This is a genomic window from Deltaproteobacteria bacterium CG11_big_fil_rev_8_21_14_0_20_42_23, from assembly GCA_002796345.1.
Classification (GTDB): Bacteria; UBA10199; UBA10199; order 2-02-FULL-44-16; family 2-02-FULL-44-16; genus 1-14-0-20-42-23.
Genome location: PCXC01000039.1, coordinates 16,322 through 34,410, shown reverse-complemented (window position 1 = coordinate 34,410; position 18,089 = coordinate 16,322). Strand labels below are relative to the sequence as shown.

At 41.8% G+C, this 18,089-nt stretch carries 22 protein-coding genes; 1 reads left to right on the top strand and 21 read right to left on the bottom strand.

Annotation, left to right across the window (positions count from 1 at the left end; genetic code table 11):
- Positions 1-100: 100 nt before the first annotated feature.
- From COV43_05420 to COV43_05330, 19 genes are all read right to left on the bottom strand, one after another.
- Entirely contained in the window at positions 101-1,015 is a 915-nt protein-coding gene (locus tag COV43_05420; GenBank protein PIR25488.1) for a hypothetical protein, read from the bottom strand.
- Positions 1,016-1,043: 28 nt separating this feature from the next.
- Entirely contained in the window at positions 1,044-1,310 is a 267-nt protein-coding gene (gene fliQ, locus COV43_05415; protein ID PIR25487.1) for a flagellar biosynthetic protein FliQ, read from the bottom strand.
- A gap of 35 nt (positions 1,311-1,345) precedes the next feature.
- On the bottom strand, positions 1,346-2,155 hold the full coding sequence (locus COV43_05410; GenBank protein PIR25486.1) for an EscR/YscR/HrcR family type III secretion system export apparatus protein: 810 nt from the start codon (positions 2,153-2,155) through the stop codon (positions 1,346-1,348).
- A complete protein-coding gene (locus tag COV43_05405; GenBank protein ID PIR25485.1) occupies positions 2,148-2,492 on the bottom strand; it encodes a hypothetical protein in 345 nt (114 codons plus the stop codon). Before COV43_05405 ends, COV43_05410 begins: the two co-directional genes overlap by 8 nt.
- A gap of 21 nt (positions 2,493-2,513) precedes the next feature.
- Complete coding sequence (locus tag COV43_05400) at positions 2,514-2,990, bottom strand: hypothetical protein (GenBank protein PIR25484.1); 477 nt, start codon at positions 2,988-2,990, stop codon at positions 2,514-2,516.
- Positions 2,987-3,901, bottom strand: coding sequence for a hypothetical protein (locus COV43_05395; GenBank protein ID PIR25483.1), 915 nt, complete (start codon positions 3,899-3,901; stop codon positions 2,987-2,989). The genes COV43_05400 and COV43_05395 overlap by 4 nt, the downstream gene beginning before the upstream one ends.
- Positions 3,902-3,913: 12 nt before the next feature.
- Positions 3,914-4,711 carry a hypothetical protein gene (locus tag COV43_05390; protein PIR25482.1) on the bottom strand — a complete coding sequence of 266 codons (798 nt, stop codon included), beginning with the start codon at positions 4,709-4,711 and terminating at the stop codon, positions 3,914-3,916.
- Between the two features lie 12 nt (positions 4,712-4,723).
- Positions 4,724-5,242: a hypothetical protein gene (locus COV43_05385; GenBank protein ID PIR25481.1), complete on the bottom strand. Its 519-nt coding sequence runs from the start codon at positions 5,240-5,242 to the stop codon at positions 4,724-4,726.
- 5 nt (positions 5,243-5,247) lie between these two features.
- On the bottom strand, positions 5,248-6,603 hold the full coding sequence (locus COV43_05380) for a hypothetical protein (protein ID PIR25480.1): 1,356 nt from the start codon (positions 6,601-6,603) through the stop codon (positions 5,248-5,250).
- An 18-nt stretch (positions 6,604-6,621) separates the two neighbouring features.
- The gene (locus COV43_05375) at positions 6,622-7,311 is read right to left on the bottom strand and encodes a hypothetical protein (GenBank protein ID PIR25479.1); all 690 of its coding nucleotides are present in this window, start codon (positions 7,309-7,311) and stop codon (positions 6,622-6,624) included.
- Between the two features lie 54 nt (positions 7,312-7,365).
- On the bottom strand, positions 7,366-8,373 hold the full coding sequence (locus tag COV43_05370) for a hypothetical protein (GenBank protein PIR25478.1): 1,008 nt from the start codon (positions 8,371-8,373) through the stop codon (positions 7,366-7,368).
- An 8-nt stretch (positions 8,374-8,381) separates the two neighbouring features.
- Positions 8,382-8,882: a hypothetical protein gene (locus COV43_05365; protein PIR25477.1), complete on the bottom strand. Its 501-nt coding sequence runs from the start codon at positions 8,880-8,882 to the stop codon at positions 8,382-8,384.
- Complete coding sequence (locus tag COV43_05360) at positions 8,863-9,753, bottom strand: RNA polymerase subunit sigma-70 (protein PIR25476.1); 891 nt, start codon at positions 9,751-9,753, stop codon at positions 8,863-8,865. Before COV43_05360 ends, COV43_05365 begins: the two co-directional genes overlap by 20 nt.
- Before the next feature lie 213 nt (positions 9,754-9,966).
- Positions 9,967-10,311 (bottom strand): hypothetical protein, encoded by a 345-nt coding sequence (locus COV43_05355; protein PIR25475.1) that lies wholly within the window; start codon positions 10,309-10,311, stop codon positions 9,967-9,969.
- 10 nt (positions 10,312-10,321) lie between these two features.
- The gene (locus COV43_05350) at positions 10,322-10,723 is read right to left on the bottom strand and encodes a hypothetical protein (GenBank protein PIR25474.1); all 402 of its coding nucleotides are present in this window, start codon (positions 10,721-10,723) and stop codon (positions 10,322-10,324) included.
- Between the two features lie 167 nt (positions 10,724-10,890).
- Entirely contained in the window at positions 10,891-11,871 is a 981-nt protein-coding gene (locus COV43_05345) for a hypothetical protein (protein ID PIR25473.1), read from the bottom strand.
- Entirely contained in the window at positions 11,843-12,292 is a 450-nt protein-coding gene (locus COV43_05340; GenBank protein ID PIR25472.1) for a hypothetical protein, read from the bottom strand. The genes COV43_05345 and COV43_05340 overlap by 29 nt, the downstream gene beginning before the upstream one ends.
- A 92-nt stretch (positions 12,293-12,384) precedes the next feature.
- Positions 12,385-12,924 carry a hypothetical protein gene (locus tag COV43_05335; protein ID PIR25471.1) on the bottom strand — a complete coding sequence of 180 codons (540 nt, stop codon included), beginning with the start codon at positions 12,922-12,924 and terminating at the stop codon, positions 12,385-12,387.
- A gap of 206 nt (positions 12,925-13,130) precedes the next feature.
- Positions 13,131-13,433: a hypothetical protein gene (locus tag COV43_05330; protein PIR25470.1), complete on the bottom strand. Its 303-nt coding sequence runs from the start codon at positions 13,431-13,433 to the stop codon at positions 13,131-13,133.
- Between the two features lie 136 nt (positions 13,434-13,569).
- Between COV43_05330 and COV43_05325 the strand changes: the two genes are divergently transcribed.
- On the top strand, positions 13,570-14,310 hold the full coding sequence (locus COV43_05325; GenBank protein PIR25469.1) for a hypothetical protein: 741 nt from the start codon (positions 13,570-13,572) through the stop codon (positions 14,308-14,310).
- A 38-nt stretch (positions 14,311-14,348) separates the two neighbouring features.
- Here COV43_05325 and COV43_05320 read toward each other — a convergent pair whose 3' ends face one another.
- Complete coding sequence (locus tag COV43_05320; GenBank protein PIR25468.1) at positions 14,349-15,236, bottom strand: hypothetical protein; 888 nt, start codon at positions 15,234-15,236, stop codon at positions 14,349-14,351.
- A gap of 45 nt (positions 15,237-15,281) precedes the next feature.
- On the bottom strand, positions 15,282-17,963 hold the full coding sequence (locus COV43_05315) for a hypothetical protein (GenBank protein ID PIR25467.1): 2,682 nt from the start codon (positions 17,961-17,963) through the stop codon (positions 15,282-15,284).
- Between the last annotated feature and the right edge of the window lie 126 nt (positions 17,964-18,089).

The following is an 18,089-nucleotide window of genomic DNA, read 5'->3' as shown; positions in this document are numbered from 1 at the left end:
TGTATTAATATCAATTACTTAGAAAAGTCTTTTTCGAGGAAGTCGTGAAAAATAGAGGGAAATACTGCCAAAATGGGGAAAAAAGACCCCAGGAAAAAGGCTAGTGTTGTGGCTGTGGAGAAAGCACCTGAGGCAGGGCGTCTTCTGCAGGAAGGCCCTCTTCTACGGGTTCTTCGTCTGAAGGTGCAGATGGCGGCTTTTCTTTGAGGTATTCTGTAATCCGCGGCACATACGAAACCGAATGAATGGCATAGGCCTCAAATTGTTGGCCAATCATGGTGATGGAGACAAAGAGCAGCAAAACACCAACGTAACCTTTGATGTTGAAGCCCAATTCCCACACGTTGATTTGCGGCGCTACTCTATTGGCAATGCCCAGAATGATATCCGCCATGAAAATGGCGATCATCACCGGAGCTGCAAGTTGCACCGAAACATAAAGCACTTCGCTGGTGATATCCACAAAGAGCCCAAGCATAGAAAAAAAATTGGCACCTGCATCGGGGAATTGCAAAACAGGAAGACTGACAAAACTTTGCAGAAAGGCTTCCAAAAACAAAAGATGTCCGTTCAACACCAAAAACAAAACAATGGACATCTGAAATAAAAAGTTTCCAGAAAGCGAACCTTGCTGGTTCAATTGCGGAATAAGAAGTCTGGCGATGGAAACGCCGCGCTGGTTGTCAATCATGGATCCCGCAGCTTCAAAGCCATAGAAAATGGCACCCATAGCAAATCCAAACAAGAGACCGTAAAAAGCTTCCTTCAAAAAAAGGAGAAAAATAGCGAGCAGATTTTCAAAGAGATCGGGCGGAGTTTCAGGAACAAGAGCCGGAAAAAGAAAAACAGCAATCAAAAATGAGATGCCCACCATGATGTTTTTGGGAACAGGATTTCCAAAAAGAAAAGGAACTACAGAAGCCATGGCCACGATGCGTATCCAAATGAGCCCCAAAAACAAAAGACTGAAGCTCACATTGATATTTACCCCAAGTTGAGCGAGATAGGCATCCATGTTTTACATTTCCTCTGAAAACGGAACGCTAATGCACATAATTGGGAAAGGCATCGTAGAGCGCCGTTGTAAACGCGATAAGCTGAGAGAGCATCCAAGGACCAGCAAAAGCCAAAACAATGACAATGGCAAAAAGCTTTGGCACAAAGGTAAGTGTTTGCTCTTGAATTTGAGTGGTGGCCTGCAAAATACTGATGATAAGCCCAATGAGCATGGCGCACAAAACTGGAGGACCCGTGAGAACGAGCGCTAAAAACAAAGTCTGTTTTGCAACTCCGATAAAATAATCTGGCATAAGAAAGTCTCTTTTTCTTGGTTCAGAAAATATCTTTACACATACCCCAACACGAGGCCTTTTGTAATGAGCAACCAACCATCTACCAACACAAACAACAGCAACTTAAACGGAAGCGAAATAGTAACAGGCGAAATTTGAAACATACCCAAAGAAAGCAAAATATTTGCAATCACCAAATCAATCACCAAAAACGGCAAGAAAATAATGAAGCCAATTTGAAAGGCTTCAGAAAGTTCGCTGATGACAAAAGCTGGAACAAGATTGATAAAATCATCGCTGCTAATTTCTTTTCGTTCTTCATCAGTCGTGCGAAGTTTGAGGGCCAAGTTGTAAAACAAACTTTTTTCACCTTCATGCACATGCTTAATTAAAAAAGCTCGTAAAGGTTCTTTGGCTTTGCTTGCGCCCTCTTGCAACAGCTTCACGGATGCTTGCGATAAAAGCGGCTGATTAGTTCCACGGTTAATCACATCACCTGCAGCTTTGTAAATTTCGAGGCCAACTGGAACCATAATGTAAATAGTCAAGATAAGGGACAAGCCCGTAATGATAATGTTTGGCGGAACTTGCTGCGTTCCAATTGCAGAGCGAATCAGCGACAAAACCACTGCAATTTTCACAAAAGATGTAACCAGCATCACCAAAAAAGGAACAACTGAAAGGGCTGCAAGGGTAAGGAGAAGAATCAGCGGCTTTGAAACGCCGGCGTTTGCAGTTTGAGCATAAGCAACACTGCTTATACCAACACCAAAGAGGGCAACGAATAAAGAAAGGAAAAGTTTTTTCCTCTTCCCTTTCCTCTCAATTGCGGATGTACGTAGAAGCGTTGTTTGTTTAGGCATCTGCTTTTTTTGCCTCCCCCAAGGCTTCTTCTTTTGTTAACGTGGTGAGTGTCTGTATAGCAGAATCTGAAACTCCAAGCACTAAATATTTCTCACTTACTTTCACAAGATACAAGCTTTTTTTCGGTTCAAGTTGATATCGAGAAATCACATTAAACATTTTTTCCTCGTGATATCGTTTTGCAAAACTAAGTCTGGGAACTAGAAACTTTAAAACCAAAATAGCAAAAACGGTTACAGCACCTAAAGCTCCAAGCATTTTGAAAAAAAGTACTCCAAAATCTAAAGTACTTTGTTCTGTTACTGAAGCTGTTGCAAGAGCGAGTAAAGCTATCACGTTTTTCTCATTTCTTAAAAGTTAGCGAATAAGCTTGATAATGCGCACGCCAAGTTTTCCGTCAATTTCAACCAGCTCACCTCGCGCTACAAGCTTTCCATTTGCCACCAAATCAACTTGCTCAGATGGAGGACGGTTGAGCTCGATGACGCTGCCTTTATGGAAGGCTGCCAAGTCTTGCATGGAAATGGTTTTCTTTGCCATAATCGCAATGAGCTGAACAGGAACATCGGAAGCTAAATTGAGGAGGCCAAAATCATCAGCGGGAAGCGTACTGTTTACAGGCATTTCCTGCGTATCACTTGAAGAAGTTTCCATTTCATCCATCTCGTCTTCATCTACTTTGAGGTCGACGGCGGTATCTTCAAGAAAGTTTTCGTCTGAAGCTGAAGCTTTTGAAGATTCTTGATCTTCTTCGGCATCTAAGTCGAAGTCATCGAAGCCTTCAAGATCGTCATCTAAAAATGAATCATCGATGTCGTTTTCTTTTTTACTCATAAACCATCTCCTTCTTGAGACTCTAGTAAGGTACACGTAATTGTTTTCTTTTTTACGCTCACTTCAGAAAGAATTCCAGCATTTTTCCCATTTCCAACGCGGAGGATGAGATTACCTGAAATATCTTTGTCGTTGAGGCTTAATTCATTTTGCTCGAACATAATCACGTCACCCACTTCTATTTGAGAAATTTCTTCTGGCGAAAGGGTAATTTTTCCAATTTCTGCCCAGAGAGGAACACGTACGAAGGGAAAATTTTTGTACTCTGCCAAAGATTCCAAATGGGGAGACGAAAAGCGTTGCGAATATTCTTGTAGCCCCGTTTGAGGAAAATAAAATCTTACAAAAGCGGTAAGTCCATCTAAGTGAATACGTTCTGTAAAAAGAAAATAGGAGCTGTTTTTTTCTTCGTAATTTTTTAATTCCTGTCTTGAATTCACAAAGGTTTCAAAACGAAAATGCATAGGAATGTTGGGGGCAGAATATTTGTGCACATCTTTAATCACCTGCAAAAGTAAATATTCTAAAACACCAAGTTCAATATTGGAAACTTTTCTCTGTTGCGTTAAAGCTTTTGTGCCACCCAACATTTTGTTCACGATATTTTCTACCAAAAGCTGATCAAGTTCCAAAATGATTCTTGCTGGAGAAGGATCGAGCTGTAAAACAAGTAAAATCGAACTTTCCGAGGCGGTCTTCAGCATTTCGTCAGCTGGAATAACTTTGAACGATTCTGATTTCATTTCTACTTGAGCTGACAAATGCTTTTTTAAACTTTGCTGCAAAATATTATGAAAGGATGAATCCGCAAACACGGAAGGAAATAAAGAAAAGAAATGATTTTGAAGCTCCAAGTTTTTTCGACTTAGTTGTTGCAAGTGAAAATGGAAAGGCTTCACAGTTTGTTTCATCTTGTTCTACTCCTAAACGATATGAAGCGAAGCAACATCAACGCCGCCTTTTTCTAAAGCTGACAAAATCTGGTCTTGCTGATCTTCGAACATTTTTTTCATTTTTGGATCTTGTGCATTAAGCAAGACCGCAACTTTTCCATCTTTACTGGTTACCTTCAAACGCAAACCTCTAAAACGTTTTCCATCGAGTTCGAGTTGAATTTCTTTTTCACCCTCTTTGTTCATTCCCACTTTGACATACTGAACCAGTTTATCGAGAAGTTTCTGCGACAGCTCTGGTTTTTGTGATGCAGCCGCATTCATAGCCTTGGCAACTCGATTCGTAAAGCTTCCAGCTTGATGTTGAAGTGAAGTACGCAGCGATGCCAGTTTTGATTCGGAAGTATTGGCGGCTTTTTTCCGCTGAGCTCCGGTTCCACCAAAAGCATTTCCACCTGCACCACCTTGCGAAGAACCACCAGAGCCATCTTTCAAGCCACCTTTTGCAAGCACCTTCTGACTTGATCCTGAGCTGCCTTCTTTTTTTTCAGAAGAGCGTGTATCAGATTCAGCATCTCGCTCTTTGGCTTCTTCTTTTTTCTTTTCACGATCAAAGACTTTTTCATCTTTATTTTTAGTCTGATAATTCGCTTGCTGCGTAATTTGGTCTAAATTCAACTTGATGTCTGGTTTCAAGCCAAGTTTATTTTGAGCAAGCAAGCGATCGAATTGACTTGGCTCATTTTTTTCCTTCTCTTTCACGCGCTCTTTTTCCTTCTCGCGGTAAGCAGGAGTATCTTTTGGCTTTATAATAATTTTCTCACTCATTGTTTTTTCCTCTTAGGCTTGAAAAACGCTTTTTTCACCCTTCCACGCCTTGAGCTGATGAATAGTGTTTCCCAGGTCATTCAACTCTTTTGCTTCTTTCTTTGAAATTTCCCCTTTAAGTTTTTTGGCCCAAAGTTCTTTATGCTTTTGCATCACTTGAAGTTCTTTTGCTGCATCAATGTAATTTCTTCTGGCTTTTTTCAACGCTTCTTTTGCTTCTTCGATACATTCTTTTTGCTCTTCCATTTCTTCTTCTTTTTGTTCTTCATCTTCTTTTAAACGCTTCAGATAATTGCTGTGGATGTCACTCCGGTGCGAGCTTGCTCCTTTTCGAAGTTCATCACTCATGTTTTTTCTTGCCATTTTCCATGCTTCAACAATTTCTTTTAATTCTTCTTTTAGTTCTTCAAGTTTTTCTTCCTCTTTTTTAAGCGCAATAATTTTTTGCGCTAGCACAATTTCAGCTTTTCTTTTTAAACGCTCCTTCAATGTAAGCAGAGCTTGAAGTCGATAGTTATTTTTTTTTGCCATAATATTTAATCAAACAGTTCTTCTAAAAGTTCTTGAGACTCTTGAAAAGAGATGCTCTCGTTTACATCCTGCTTGAGATAATTATTTACATCCTCAATTTTTTCGAGAGCGTAATCTACTTTTGAATCACTTCCCTCTTCGTAGGCACCTATAAGAATGAGGTCTCGTTCTTTTTCATAATTTGCCACCACTTCTCGCAAACTTTTTGCTGCATCACGGTGCTTATCGTCGATGATGTTGTCCATAACCCGCGAGACACTTTCAGAAATATCAATCGCCGGGTAATGCCCACGGGAAGCAAGTTCGCGGGAGAGAATAATGTGGCCATCTAAAATTGAACGCACTTCATCTGCAACAGGTTCATTCATGTCATCACCTGCAACAAGGATGGTATAAAAAGCGGTGATGGAACCTTTGTCCGAATTTCCCGAACGTTCCAGCAAACGCGGCAACGTTGAAAAAACAGAAGGCGTGTAACCTTCTCTTGCAGGCGGTTCACCAACTGCAAGACCCACTTCGCGAAGTGCCCTCGCAAAACGCGTAACAGAATCCATCATCAAGATAACTTTTTTGCCTTGGTTCCGATAATATTCGGCAATCGCAGTTGCAACATAAGCTGCCTTCATACGAACCAACGAAGGCTGATCTGAAGTAGAAACAATAACCACCGAACGCTTCAAACCTTCTTCACCAAGATCTTTTTCGATAAAATCACGAACTTCTCTTCCCCGCTCACCAACCAAACAAATTACATTGATTTCGGCTTCGGTGTTGCGAGCAATCATTCCAATAATGGTAGACTTTCCAACACCTGCTGCTGCAAAGAAGCCAACCCGCTGACCTTCGCCAACCGTGAGCATGCCGTCGATGGCTTTAATTCCAACCGAAAGTGGTTTGGTAATGCGTTTTCTTTTTAGCGCTTTTGGAGGTTCGGCTGTAACGGGATATTCCTCTTCATATTTGAGTGGACCTTTTTCTTCTTCATCAAGCGGATCACCAAGCCCATCTAAAATGCGTCCCAATAATTGTGGTCCAACGCGAACGGTAAGAGAGTGCCCTGTTGGAATGACATCGTTTCCAAGCCCTATGCCCTCTAGGTTTCCAAGCGGCATCAACAAAACTTCTTGATCTCGAAATCCTACCACTTCAGCTTTGATGGGAATTTTTGTGTGGTAAGGAAGAATAAAGCAGAGCTCTCCAATTTTCACTCCGGGCACCACGGAACGAACAACAATGCCGGTAAGCTCGGTAACTTTTCCCTTGATGGTATAGGTGGTTACTGCAGAAAGCAGATGATGGTATTTATCGAAATCCACAACTGGAAGTGATGCCGATGCTGATTTTTTGGCTTCTTCGCTCATCTTGCTCCCCAAAGCAAATTAGGAAAGGCCTAATGCTTTACGTATTGCTTCGAGCTGTGTTTCAAGTTGAGCATCAATAGTGCCCACTTCAGTCTCCACAATACATCCCCCCTGCGGTGTTGCTTCATCTTCTTTAAATAAAATGCGTTTGGTACGATCGACGACATCTCTAAATTCACCGTCGTGCCCTACTATGTTTTTGTAGTCATCGGGATGAACGCGAATGGTGATGCGATCACCAATGCTGCGTTCAATCGCTTTTTTCACTACACTTTTGATCATCTCTTTATTTTCGATTGCAATTTGGCCAATTACTTTTTCTGCAACCGCCATGGAAAGACGAATCACTTCATCTTCAACACTATTGTAAAATTGTTCTTTTAACGCTTCAAGTTTGACTAACTTTTCAGAACTTAAAGCCAAGCCTCTTTTTTCCCCTTCCAGATAACCTCGTTTGCGCTCTGACTCATAAATTTTTTCGGCTTCAGCTTTAAGCTGTAATGCTTCTTCGCGAATTTTTTTTGCTTCGGCTTCTGCATGCAAAAGAATGTGCTCGGCTTCGCTTTGAGCTTCTATGGTTTTTCTTCCTAGAATGGCGCCGGATGATTTGCCCAAAAGGGCACTGGATTTTTCAAGAGGGCTTAAGGTTTCGCCTTTGGCCTTTTTGTCCTCTTCAAAGTCTTTTCGTTTTACAATTTTGGCGCACATAGCTCCCACCTCATTTAATCGTATTAGTCTAACATAATCAGGCAGTTAAGCCAACTAGAGAGCTAAAGATTGTTCATTATTGGCAGAAAGTGGCCTACAAGCACTCCAAGAGGGGTCTATCTGATGTTTTATCGCGAGGGCACTCACCCGGAAAAGGATCATCTGGCGTCTTTCTTCCAAATCGTCAGAATGATGACGCTCCACAGATTGCTTCAAAAAGCGTTTTAAGAGATGAGCATATTCAGGCTTTATCTTCAGTTTGAGGAAATCAAAGATTTCTTTATCTTCTTTAGAAAAGGCTCTGGCAAATGCAGCGATTCCCAATTCAAGGAAAAACTGTTTCGAGCCAACATGGTCACCAGAAACTTCCAAAACGGTAAGACAAGCCTCGTGATACAATTTTTCAGAGTAATGTTCTTCGCCTTTCAAGCGATCGTGAATTTTTTTGGCGTCTTTGAGAGGAAGTCTATTGAACAAAACATGGCGAACACGTTTTGAAACGCGTCGCAATGCAAGCGCTAGTTCTTGCATGCCCCAGTCGATAAATAATGTTTCAAGATCTAGGTGAGAAAGAGAATACAAATCTTCAAATCTAAACTCTTTTTTCGCACGAGCAAGATGCAAAGATGGAAACAGCTGCTCAAAACGAAGGCGAATAATTTCGAGAAGTTTTTTATCAACCGAAAAAGCTTCCACCATATCAGGCAACTCGGCTCTGATTTCTTCCGAAAGATTTTGAATAATATATCGAACATGCTGCGATGGAAGATAGCGAAGAATGATGCCTATAATTCTTGGTGGTTCCTGTTTTATTTTTTCCAGCATCCAGGCAGGATGAATTTCGGCAAGACCAGAAAATTTACTTGCTGCAATAGAAGAATAAAAATGCTCTTCGGCCCCTTCTACATTTTTTGCTTTATCTTCATGATTGTACGTTTCTAAAATATTTTTGATGTGTTTAGCTTCGTCTTGATGCGCATAATTTAAGAGCTCTTCATCATCTCCGTTAAGCATCATCAAATCACTCACAAAAGCATGTCGTTGTTTTTCTGCAAAATGCATTTACTCTCCTATGAAGCTCCAACATGAGTGTTCATGACTGACTTAAATGATGAAACTCCTTGCTCGGCTACTTTTACGGTCAACTCTGTCATTTGAGCATAATGAAAAACGTGAGCTTGCACGACCAAGAGTTCTTGCTGGCTGAATTTTTTGCCGCTGTACAACACGTGATTCACAAGGCTATCCATTTGCATTTGGCCTTTGTTCACTTCGGAAAGCATATCGACTAATTTTTCACTTCCGTTTGGTGCTTTCACTTCGGTAACTGACATATCTGGTGTGAAGTCTACCGTTTTTCCATTAAGCGCTTCCACTTGCATTTTGGGAGCTTGGTTTGTCTCACTCACTCCAAGCTTGCTTGCAAATTCTTTTGCTTCAGCACCCGCATTTGAAAGGGTATCTTGGAAGGAAGTTTTTTGTTTTCCAACGTTCGATGTATCTTGAAAAGATTTTTCCAAAGCTTTTGTAGCGGCTTTGGAAGCAAGTTTATTAGCAATCGTAATTGACATCGCCAAGCTCCTCTACCCCTTCATTATCAGCATCTCTATTTGTATGCGCTTTTTGTTTGATGCGCTTGAACAATAAAGCCAATGCTCGTGCGTGTAAGCGAGAGGTCCATGATTTTGAAAGACCCAACTTATCACCAATTTCTTCGAGCGTTTTACTTTGAAAATAATACATCATCACCAGTTGTTTTTCCTTTTCAGGTAAGCTTCCGATGGAATCTCGCATGTGCCGTCTTACCTGCATAAACTCAGCTTTACTTTCCATGTCTTCGGAATTTTCATCTACAATTTCTAAATCTTCTGATGCATCGATGGAAACAATGTACATCGAAGTAAGTCCGCCAATGGTTTCTCGTGCTGCATCTTTCTTTTCATAACCGGGAGGAAGTTCTTTTACTTTTTCTTCATCCACGTGAAGCGCGCGATTCTGCATGTATTCGTTTGCGGCTTCTTCAAATTTAATTTTCGAATATAAAGTCCGCGGCAACCAACCACTTCGTCTAAGTCCATCATAAATTGCACCTTTGATGCGGTAATAAGCAAAGGTTCTAAAATCTACACCTTGCTCTGGATCAAAACGTTTTGCGGCTTCCAACAAACCAAGTCTTGCGTTGCAAAGCACTTCATCAAATTCAACCGCGGAAGAAAGCGTCTGACAAACTCGATTCGCAATAGATGCAGCGTACGGCATGTACTGATCGATAAGATCATTTCGCTGCTTCATTTCTGCCAAGTCTTTTTTCGAAAGCTCACTCTGTTTCACAGCACTGTTGCTTCGGGCTGTTTTCACTTTTGAGTGTGCGCTCTGCCTCGCTCTTGCCACGCGCTCGGACTTTTCAGCCTTTTCTTTCTTCTTTGTGGCTACTTTTGCCATGCTACCCCCTCATGAATTCGTACGCAGAACAAAAATGCAGAAAACATGCCACGGAATGCAAAAATCAAAATATACATAACTTACTGAATTATAAAGTTTTTTTAAAAAGACAGCGTTCAAAATCTCAATTTTCCAATCCTTATTTGCGGCTTGGCCAAAAAAAATGGGGATTTCACTCCCCAGGTTTTACTCTCTTTTTTCTAGGATTGGAAGTTATGCTTTTTCGAGCATTGTGTGCAGCATTGCAATACGCAGTGCAGCGTTTTTCTCTTCTTCTGCTGGAAGACCTAGGTGTTTTGCTGCTGCAATACCAAGGCTTAGATCGCGAAGGTCCTTGTCAATTGCAGCCCCTTCTTTAGGACTGAGAGGAGGAAGAGAAGCTGATGAAGGTCTTCCTACCGTTCTGCTTGCTACAAGACCAAATGTGTTACTCCCACTCGCCGCAAATGCTGATGCAGATGGATTTGATGAGGAGTTACTTTTTGATGGTTCGTTTTTTGGTTTAGCTTCGTTGAAGATAACTCGTAAAGCTCTCATTCCTGGAAATTTTACATTCATCCTAACCTCCCTAAATCCCTTTATTGTCATCTTTCAATGAATGCGCTTGCTCGGTCATGAGGCTGCCTCGGGCAAACAACACATTCATTACTTCTTGATCTGCAGGCGTTGATCCTGCTGCAGATGCCGGCTGAAGCGGTGACGCAGCTCCAGTGCTTAAACCTGGAAAGGCAACTGTAGTTGCTTGATTACGTGCATTTTCTTCGGCTACTTTATTTGCAGCTCGTTGTTGGCCTTGATCACCCATACTGGCCAAGCCGTAGGAACCAGCTGCAGCGATGGCTGCCGGCGGAAAGATAAACGAAAGTGGTGCCGCTACTGCGCCAAACACTCTTCCCACACCAGACAAAAAGCGCGAAAAAGCGCCTGGACGTTTGGTCGCCTTTTCATGAGGATTTGTGCCCTGCACCATCCTCATCTCGTATTTAATTAAATCTGGTTTTATACCGTCCACCGCGAACTCCATTTTTTGTTTTCATTATACACTTTTTATTCTCTTCTTCATTATCGTCTTTTCGCATAGCTGAGTTGTTTCAAAATGAAAAAAACTTAAAAAATAAACTCAATTATTCCAGCAGCTTAGAAAGGCTCCTCATTTTGGTCCATTTCATCTTCGGTTTCAGCCTCTTCAAACTCTTCGTTCTGTGAGCCTGGATGCAAGGCCTGACGCGGTTCTCCCGCTGAAAGCATAGCTACTTTTTTACGCATACGAGCAGCACTTACAATGCTCACAATCAGGCCGGCTGAGAGCAAAAGTAAAAGTGTAAAGAAACCTAAAAAGTAGAGTCGAAGTTTTTCTTTCGAGGAAGCATCAAGGTTTAAGCCCAACAGGCTTTCATCTGTTTCAAGTGAAGGAAAAGATGACGCTGAATCTGCAGCTGAACTAGATTTTACGTCCATCACTTCTGGTACCAATGAGGATGAAGACTCTGCGCCAATTCGTTCATCCGATTGAATATAACTGATGATCACCGCAACATCGCGTGGATTAAGGCCTTCCACGGCGTTGGCCACAAACTGTTGTATCTTCGCTTCGGTAACTGCTGGGTTGCCAACCAGAGTTGGTTTGGCTCGCACAATCACAGATGCAGTTGGACGTTTTCGCTTTTTTTCTTCTTCTCGTAAAAATTCACTTTGGTTTGGAATATTCAAGACCACATCAGCATCGATGAGCTCTGGAATTTTTTCGAGTGAATTTATAATCTCACCCTTAAGCGCTAAAAGATAACGAGCTTTCTGTTCATCGGGCGTTGGGATCAGACCTTTTTCTTTATACACTCCCGGCAAACCCAGTTCTTTCCTGCGTGGCAGCTGATGCTTTACTAAAAGTGAACGAGCTTTCGAGAGCTCTTCTTTATTCACTTCGACTGAAAAGAAGATTTCATTTTGGCGCTTTTCTTCGCCAATGTTGGCAGCAATACCATGCTCTTGAAGAAGAACCAAAATCTCATTTGCATCTTGCTCGCTTAGGTTTTGAAAAAGCGTAATGCGAGCACAAGAAACAAACAAAAGAAAGCAAAGTGAAAGAAGACTAATGTACTTGTGTTTGCGCTTTTGCATGAGCTTGTTTTCCTTCTTTTTCCAGAATCATTCCTGGTGTAAATCCGTGATCGATAGCTTCAAGAAGTGCCTTTGCAAAATTGCCGGCGGCTCCATCATGATCTGCTTTCAAGACTTCTTGCAAAAAATTCATGGCCTTTTCTTTTTCTCCTGAGAAAAAAAGCGCTTCGCCTAAATACACCTTGGCAAAAAGGCTGTCGGGATCAATTTTGAGGGCTTTTTTATAGTGCCGAATGGAATCTTTGAAATCACCCTTGCAAAAGGAAACTCCACCAAGGGCTACAATAGGAACTTCACTGTCAGGAGCAAGAGCAGCAATGCCTTCAAATACTTTTGTTGCCTCTTCAAAACGTTGCATGCCCAAATAAACGTAACCCGCTTCCATCATTACCAGCAGGTATTTACGATCGAGACTTACCATAATTATCCCCCCACAAATCAGTATTTAATCTTGCGTGAAGAAGCAAGCAAGAGGCAAAGATTTCGTCTTCGCCTCTTTCCGCTTCACGTTTATTATCCTCGCGCTGTAAACTTCTCAATCATCGACATTCGTGCTCTGTGATCGGCTGAAAGAATGTTCGATTTAATGTTAAATGACTGCAAGGTTGACTGAATTTGCGCTTGCAATTGAAGCAGTTCAGTATTGCTTTGGTTCATTTGATCAAGGAGCGCGGCTCTGTCTGCTAAAGTATCTGCACTGCCTGCGTTGAGATCGCCCGGGCCGCTGCCATCATAAGATGCAGCTCTCACGCTTGGGTTAAATCTGGTAGAACTCACTCCTCCGCCTACATAGGTTCCACTTCCAGTGGCCGAACTATAGCTGGGAACTCCGCCAAGTTGATGCCTGCTGGCTGACACACCAGAAAAAGCTGAAGACAAAACGGTTTGGGAATTTACTCCCGCTCCAGCTTGAGCTGCAGATTCTGCCGTTACAGGTCCCAGGGCTTCAAGAATACCTAAAAAGGCCTCTCCACCATCGCTCTTGGTGGTCATGGCACGAGCAGAACTTTGTGCCCTAATTTGTTGTGTGTTTATTGCCTCTAATCCTGCCATAGTGCCTCCACAATGATTTCACTTGTATTATCGGTGAAGCGCTTACACAAAGTTGCTCTAAACGTATTTTTTATTATACACTTCTCAGTAAATATTCCAAAGCTAAATCATTTCAAGTGGATAGAAGCGCTCCATTTAAAAAAGAAAAGCCCTTTCTTTTGAAAGGGCAAAAGCTTCCGAAAACTGGAAAAACTTAAGCATATAAGTTACTTAGCATGTGTTTGTTGATGTTTTTTCTTCAACTCTTCTTGAAGTTGATATTTCAGCGAAAGAAGCTCGCGGAAAAGCTCCATGGTGAGCTCGATGGACAACATTCCCTTGGCTGCATCCTTGCCTTTTTTGAGGCCTTTTTTCTTTCGTTCCACTTCTACCAACTCATCATAGGCACGGGAGAAGGCCCCATTCACCTCATCAAAATGCTCTGAATCGATGAGCTTCTCAATTTCGGGATAGCCCATCTGGCCTTGGGTGGATGTTTTAGCTTCTAATTGGGATTTTCGTTTTGGCATTTTTGCACTGTATCAAACTCCGTGAGAAAAAGCAAGAATCGACCTTTTTTCAAAGAGATACCCCACTTTAAATGCCGATTGACACTCAAGCGCTGAAAACGTAGAAGCGATTTTCACTAAAGGGAACACTTAGGCTATGCTTACACAATACAACTCCTATCTGCTGGGAATGTTTGTTTTAACTCTTTTAGGTGCAGTATTGCCCTTGCTTAAAAACTGGTCACAGAGAACACTTCATCTGTTTATTGCCTTCGGGGCTGGTATTTTTTTAGGAGCTCTCTTCTTGCACATTCTGCCTGAAATCAACGGCCAAGGCACTCCAAGTTCAAACAATGCCATTTTACTTTTGGGATTTTTGGCGCTGCTGTTTTTTGAACGCGTTCTCTTTAACCAACACGAACGTCACTGCGGAAACCATTGTTCGCATGGTCACAAAGTAATTGGATATACCACTTTAATGGGACTGAGCATTCATGCCCTTGCCGAGGGAATCAGCTTGGGCTTTGCATTTGCGCTGCCTCATGTTGCGCTTCCACTGTTTATTGCCATTGTTTCGCACAAAGCGGTCGCAGCGTTTTCACTTGCAACTGTACTTCGCTTGGCAGGTTTCAAACCCCTTAAATCCTTTGCACTTCTTGTATTTTTTGCGCTTACTTCACCACTTGCTGCCATTGCAAGCTTAAAGCTAAGTCATGCAATGTCGGCGCAAATGCTTTGTACAGCGCAAGCTCTGGCTGGCGGAACGTTTTTGTATGTCGCAACGTGTGATTTACTTCCGGAGGCATTTCACGAAAACAAAGGGCGTATTAGCTCATTCATTTCATTGGCAGTCGGGATGTTGATGATGGCACTGCTTCTCTTTTTTCATATTCATTAGAGGTAAATTGCAAAGACATGTTTCGTAGAGAGAAAGGTCTAATGTAATTTTTCCCAACAACAGTTTCGATACATCAAACCACTTCCACAAGGACAAAGTCGTAAGCCTTCGGCGAGGCCATACCCTTCTTCACTTTGATAACTAAACGCAGACATCACTCTTATTTTTTGATCGCCATCAACCCCAAGCCGTTGTCTTCTGCTGATTTCAACGTCGTCATAAAAACGAAGCCAGTTGCGAAGATAAAATTCTTCGGCGCGGATACTTACTTTTAATTCTCGTTCAACATCTTCGGGAGTTAAAATGGGACGCACGGTTTCCATTTCACCGCCAAGCCTTACTTCGTTGTGCGCTACGAGCAAAAGTTCTTCACGCATATCTTGTTGCCGAAAATCGAGCAAAATGATTGCAGCCGATCTTTTTAGAGGATGCTCTTCATTTTTATCTTTGAGAATACTTTTGATGTACGAAAGCAAATCTGTTTCGCAATCAGGATGAACAAGCGCAATAGCAGCAAGGCTATCGAGAGCTACTGACCGCACAGTCCATCCTGCGCTTTTGTCGCTCACTACTTGCATGAGCGATTTTACCGCAGGCTCACCCACTTGCCCAAAAATAGATGGCAGCTCTTCAGTAACCCAAGCATTGTCATAGGCATCGGACCAACGCAGTGCAGAAAGCAGAGGAACAACAGTTTTTTCATCTCCCGCTGCACCCAGGATGTAGGTAGCATGCAACGTTGCCCACCATTCGGCGCCATCGATCATCCAGAGGAACCTATCTGAAACAATACTTGCAAGTTCTTCACGCAGTTCATCTATACGTTCAAGCATCTCATCTACATAAATACGTTTGAGATGATCTTCTTCTGTGAACAAAAGTTCCACAAGTTCATCATTGGAAAGAATGTCTGGAGTTTTTTTCATTTTTTTCTCATCTTCTCAAGCAAGTTTCTTTGAAGGGCCTCTGCTCTAAGAGCCTCTTGCACTCTTGTCAAGCGCAGGAAGCTTTAAGAGCAAAGCCGCTAACGGTGGCATGAACACCACAGCTGAAAGCAAACACGTAATCGAGCCAATTGCCATAACTTTTCCAAGGCTTGCGAGCCCTTTGTGACTTGCAATCATCATCATTCCAAAACCGATGGCATTGGCAAACACCGTAAGCAACACGCCTTTAGCGGTGGCGGTGCCAAGCGCTGAAAGATTTCGTTCGTGCAGTATACGGTGAACTAAGTGAACACCACTATCAACTCCAACTCCAATCAAAATGGGAATAGCAAAGAAATTTGCCATGTTGAACGAAAGAGAAAGAAGCCCCATCACACACACCAATAAAAACATGCCTACCATGAGAGGCACAATTGCAAGGCATGTAGGAATGATGGCCTTAAAATCAAACCACACTAAAAACAGAATAACAGCAAAAGCAAAAATGGCTGAATAGAGAAAAGTTGTTCTCATGAGCTTTCCTGATTCATGAACTTCATACGGTGTTCCAAATGCATTTGGGTTGACTGCACTTACAGCAGTAACAAATGCATCAAGTGCATCTGGATCCCAAATATTTTCTTTGGGATAAATATAGAAAGTATAGGCACCTTTTGAGCTTATATAACGGCGAGTTATGGCTTCGGGAAAATCAGACACAGCAAGCTTTTCCGGAGAAAGCGCTTGCACAACTAAAAGCATCGCAGTTCGAAGTGGACCAAGCAAATCCGATTGATATGCTTGCAGTGCTTTTAATGTTGCTTCGTCAGCTTGCTGAAGCAAAGCAGAAAATTCTGTTATATTCGAACTGAAATGTTCCAACTCATTAACCTCTTCAATTTTCCCAGAACTAAAAGCTGCATCTTGAAGGCTTAATATTTTTTTCTGAAACAAATCTAATTGATGAAGCAATTCGTTTTTTTGCACAGAACTTGAAAGCTGAGGAAAAGAAATGTTTCCAAGCTTAGATCGAATATCAGCAATGATTTGCTGTTTCTTTTCTTGCTCATCTGGAACTAATTTTGTGATCGACTCAACATGATCAACAACAGGCAATTGCTTCAATTGAGCAATTTGAGATTGCATCTCTTCAAGTGTATCAACACGAACATTTGCAAACCAACTGCGCTCGCTCGATTTTTCTTGGATGAGGTGCTCCATCTCAACTGATTCAAGCCCATCAGGTTGAAGGTGAAGCAAATTGTTATCAAATGAAACCCGAGCAAAAAATGGGCTCAACATAAAAAGAAAAAGAACAAAGCCAAGCAAAACACGGTTAGGATAACGATAGAGACCTAGCAAAGCTGGGACCTGAAAAGGAAACGTGTGCCTACGCTGTTCTTGAGAAAGGGTTTTATCTTTCGTGTAAAGCAACGCAGGAAGAACAAGTGTCATCGCCAGCAAACACAAGACAATTCCCACTCCTGCAATGACGCCCAACTCTGCAAGCCCCGTAAAATCTGTCCACGTAAATGTAAAAAAAGCTGCTGCCGTGGTAAGCGCGCTGGTCATGTTCGACCTGCCAGCAGTTTGCAAGGTTTGCTCAACTGCATCTGCAAGCGAATTGTGCTTTTGTATTTCCTCTTGATATCTCGCCACAAAGTGGATGGCATATTCAACTGCAGCTCCAATCAAAATGAGAGCAAACACAATAGACAAAATAGTGAGCTCACCAAATACCAAAGCCACAAAAGCAAACGTCCAAGAAATACCCATCACCAAAGTAAGCATTGCAAGTGCTGGACGAGAAACAGAGCGGAAAAAGAAAACAAATAAAAACCCAACACACAGCAAAGCTAAGGTGGTTGCGAGTGTCATGTCTTTGTTTGTTGCTGCAAGTTCATCAGCCGCAAGCACTGGTCTTCCGGTTAATCCCGCTTTCACTTCTGGGAATTCTTTTTTTACTTCTGTTAAATGTTCTCTAATTTTTTGAAGAGGTTCGGCAATAACTTCCATGGTGCCAAAATCTTTTTTGGGCATGAGAAAAAGAAAGTAGAGTTCACCGCTTCTGAGATAGGCATCAGAATCAAATTCTGGATCAAGTTCCATTAGTGTTTCTTCAAGTGAAATCGCTTTTCTTTCTTCTCCTCGCAAAACACTGGAAAGATCTTTGAGCAAAGCGTTTAAAAACTGAAAACCTTTTTCAAAAACAGGCTCGTGCTCCGCAGAAGGCTGCACTTGATTGAAACTTTGATTCACGACAGAAAAAAGCGAAGCCAAATGATGAATGGAAAGAAGAGAATGTGTAAACGCTTGATGCGATTGGACGAAATCTTTTGTTGCATCTAACGCTGACGGAGAAAGATAAAGAGGAAACGAAGTTTTTAATTTTGGCTGATCAATTTTCCATAACACTTCTTCTAAAGTTGCTTCATTTTTTAAGCGCTTTGCTAAAGCATCGATAAATGCTTTTGCTCGTTTTGAATCTTCACCCTTTTCCACGACGACAAACAAATATTCTTGATCGCCAAACTCCTTCAAAAAATCTTTGTACCTTTTGTGATACGGAAGATCTTCTGAAACCAAATCATCATAATCTGAATTCATTCTGATGTGCGTGGAAGCAAAAAAAATGCTGGCGCATGAAAAAAAAGTGGCGGCGATGATAATAAAGAGAGACTTTTTTTCGATGAGCTTCGAAAGAAAATGGAAAAATTTTTGTCGCATTCACATACCTCAGAGGATGGGCTTTTTTAGGGCTTTAAGCGTGCATGCCCACTAGCAAGCTTTCGAAAAAAAACAAGCCTTAGATAAGGTGGTGACTCAAAGGACCAGAAAAAACAAAACTCCTTG